1 protein-coding gene and 1 pseudogene are annotated in these 3,272 nt (G+C 41.1%); both read right to left on the minus strand.

Features of this window, described 5'->3' with window-relative positions; translation table 11 throughout:
* Nucleotides 1–94: 94 nt before the first annotated feature.
* A pseudogene (locus tag B4J23_RS02835) lies at nt 95–1,018 on the minus strand (ADP-ribosylglycohydrolase family protein).
* A gap of 142 nt (nt 1,019–1,160) precedes the next feature.
* Entirely contained in the window at nt 1,161–3,041 is a 1,881-nt protein-coding gene (gene mnmG / locus B4J23_RS02840; RefSeq protein WP_291358704.1) for a tRNA uridine-5-carboxymethylaminomethyl(34) synthesis enzyme MnmG, read from the minus strand.
* Nucleotides 3,042–3,272 lie beyond the last annotated feature (231 nt).

Consider the following 3,272-nt stretch of genomic DNA (forward strand, 5'->3'; position numbering starts at 1 on the left):
AACGAGTTGGTATGGCATTGGAATGATCTAGATGTGGAACTTTTGAATATTTTAGCAAATCCCAACATCATCGCAGTCATTCTTTAGAAAATTTCTACAACCATTGCACAAGCAATTCTTCCACCATTTCTTTACCTCGTAAATGATTCATCCAAGATGATGGAATTGCATCTACACCATAATATAAACCAGCTATACCACCCGCCACACATGCAGTCGTATCTGTATCATTACCCAGCGCAATTGCTGTCTTAATCACCTTTTCATAATTGCTAGCTTGTAGTGCGTAATATGCCGACTTTAAACAATCTACGACATAGCCAGTACCTGTCGGTCGATCCCAGTCATCACTTAAAATATGGTGCTCAAGCTCATCTAACGCACCATTCTGATCACTCAATTCACGCTTGAGCATTTCAATTGCTTCTATCCATGAATCTTGAATAGAACAACCATCTAAAATTTTACTTACCCATAAACAATATAATGCACAACATAATTTAGAACGGATATGCGCATGAGTCAGATGTGATTGTATAAATGCCGCCTCTATTAATTCACGATTAGAGCCTTGATGCCAGAGCGCTAAAGGCAATACACGCATCAGCGCACCATTACCATTGGCATATTCATCATTTTTCGCAACTTGATTTAACTAGATACCCGATTGATAACGATGTATCGCATCAACCGTTTGAATTCCCACATCGAATACCTGACCATCGACAGCCATATAACCTGATTGGTACCAATCGCAAATCCGTTGCATAAAATCTTCAGGATTGAGTTTCTTTTGATCTAACAATGAGGCCAACAAACATAATGCTTGTGCACCATCATCTGACCACGTTCCAATTGGAAGACTGGCATAAGTCCGCGCAAATCCTTTTGGGGGAATCATATCAATTTGTTCAATATCAGGCAGCTGGCTCGGCACTTTAAACTCATAAGGCACACCTACCGCATCACCAACAAGTAAACCGTAAATCGCGCCACGTATGTATTTTTCTCTATCCATGTTTTAGATTCATTGTTGTACATTTCCCATAATTAACATAGCAAAATTACTGAATCTATTCTTGAAATAATTGATCTTTAATTTTTTTCAAACTTATTAAACATAAAAAACCCGCATTACGCGGGTTTTTTACTTCCAAATCTTAAGCAGATTTTTTCGCTTGGGCATTCTTACGAATCGTAATCATCACCAATTGAACTGCTGCAGGGGTTACACCCGGAATACGGCTTGCTTGAGCCAGTGTTTCAGGACGAATATCTTTTAACTTCAATGTAATTTCACGAGAAAGACCTGAAACAACATCATAGTCAAAATCAGCAGGAATCTTGGTTTCCTCTAAACGTTTCATTTGTGCAACGTCTTGATGCTGACGGTTGATATAACCTTCGTATTTCACCGCAATCTCAATTTGATCACCCACTTGTGGTGAAACTTCAGAACCTGTGAGCTCTGCAATTTGAGCAAAGGTGATGTTTGGACGTTTTAACAAATCAATTGCAGAACATTCTTTAGAAAGATCCGCACCTGTCATCTCAACGAATTTTTTACCCATTGGGTTGTTTGGTGCAGCCCAAAGATGTTGTAGACGACCTGTTTCTTTCTCTACAGCTTCCATTTTTTCACAGTAAGCTGCCCAACGTTCGTCATCTACCAGACCCATTTCACGACCGATTGGTGTTAAACGTTGATCCGCATTGTCTTCACGTAACATCAAACGGTATTCCGCACGTGAAGTGAACATACGGTACGGTTCTTTAGTACCCAAAGTAATCAGGTCATCAACCAGTACACCCATGTACGCTTCATCACGTTTTGGTGTCCATTGTTCCTGATCCCATGCACGACGTGCAGCATTCAAACCTGCAAGCAGACCTTGTGCCCCCGCTTCTTCATAACCAGTAGTACCATTAATCTGACCAGCAAAGTACAGGTTATTGATCGCTTTGGTTTCCAAAGTGAACTTCAATGCTTGCGGGTTAAAGTAATCGTATTCAATCGCATAACCCGGACGAAGAATGTGTGCATTCTCCATACCACGGATTGAACGCACCAATTCAAACTGAACATCAAATGGTAAAGAAGTTGAAATACCGTTTGGATAAAGCTCATGTGTATCCAGGCCTTCAGGCTCAAGGAATACTTGGTGTGAATCTTTATCAGCAAATTTATGAATTTTATCTTCAATTGATGGACAGTAACGTGGACCTACACCTTCAATCACACCAGTGTACATCGGTGAACGGTCTAAACCGCCACGAATGATCTCATGGGTACGTTCATTGGTATGCGTGATGTAGCAGTTCACCTGTTCAGGGTGCATAGACACATCACCCATAAATGACATGGTTGGAGACGGGAAATCACCCGGCTGCGGTGTCATAACAGAGAAATCAACTGAACGTGCATCAATACGTGGTGGTGTACCTGTTTTTAAACGACCCACAGGTAAGTTTAATTCACGTAAACGATGTGCTAAAGAAATTGATGGTGGATCACCTGCACGACCACCTCTTGATTTTTCAAGACCAACGTGAATCACACCACCTAAGAATGTACCTGCAGTTAGCACCACAGTTTTCGCATCAAAGCGAATACCCATTTGGGTCACGACACCTTTAACAGTATCGCCTTCAACAATCAGGTCATCTGCTGCTTGCTGAAAGATATCCAGATTCGCTTGATTTTCTAAAGTCTCACGAATCGCTGCTTTATAACGAACACGGTCAGCCTGCGCACGAGTTGCACGAACTGCTGCGCCTTTACGTGAATTCAGAATACGGAATTGAATACCGCCTTTATCGGCAGCCAGCGCCATCGCACCGCCCAAGGCATCAATTTCACGCACTAAATGTGATTTACCGATCCCGCCAATGGCCGGGTTACAGCTCATCTGCCCTAAAGTCTCAATGTTATGAGTTAAGAGTAATGTCTGTCGACCCATACGTGCTGCAGCCAGTGCTGCTTCCGTACCTGCGTGACCGCCACCGATAACAATGACATCGTATACTTTAGGATAGTGCATAGTGGTAAATAGAGAGATAGAAAAAGGATAGCTGAACATTATAGCAAACTTCCTTCCAAAGTTGACAAAATCACTTGAATTTATCCTTCGGAATTTACTCTGCCAGCTAATAAAGCAATGTAATTAAACTTTGCATACTTACTATATAAATTAAACATCTAAACTCAAAAAGTTACCCGACTCATATTGTTTAATATTGATTAGTTTTTAATCTATAAAGTGGTCACATTA

This window comes from Acinetobacter sp. UBA3025, assembly GCF_002367915.1.
GTDB lineage: Bacteria > Pseudomonadota > Gammaproteobacteria > Pseudomonadales > Moraxellaceae > Acinetobacter.

What these genes read in the sequence shown, in the direction of transcription:
- mnmG (WP_291358704.1), bottom strand. Translation starts at nt 3,041, where the DNA reads ATGCACTATCCTAAAGTATACGATGTCATTGTTATCGGTGGCGGTCAC.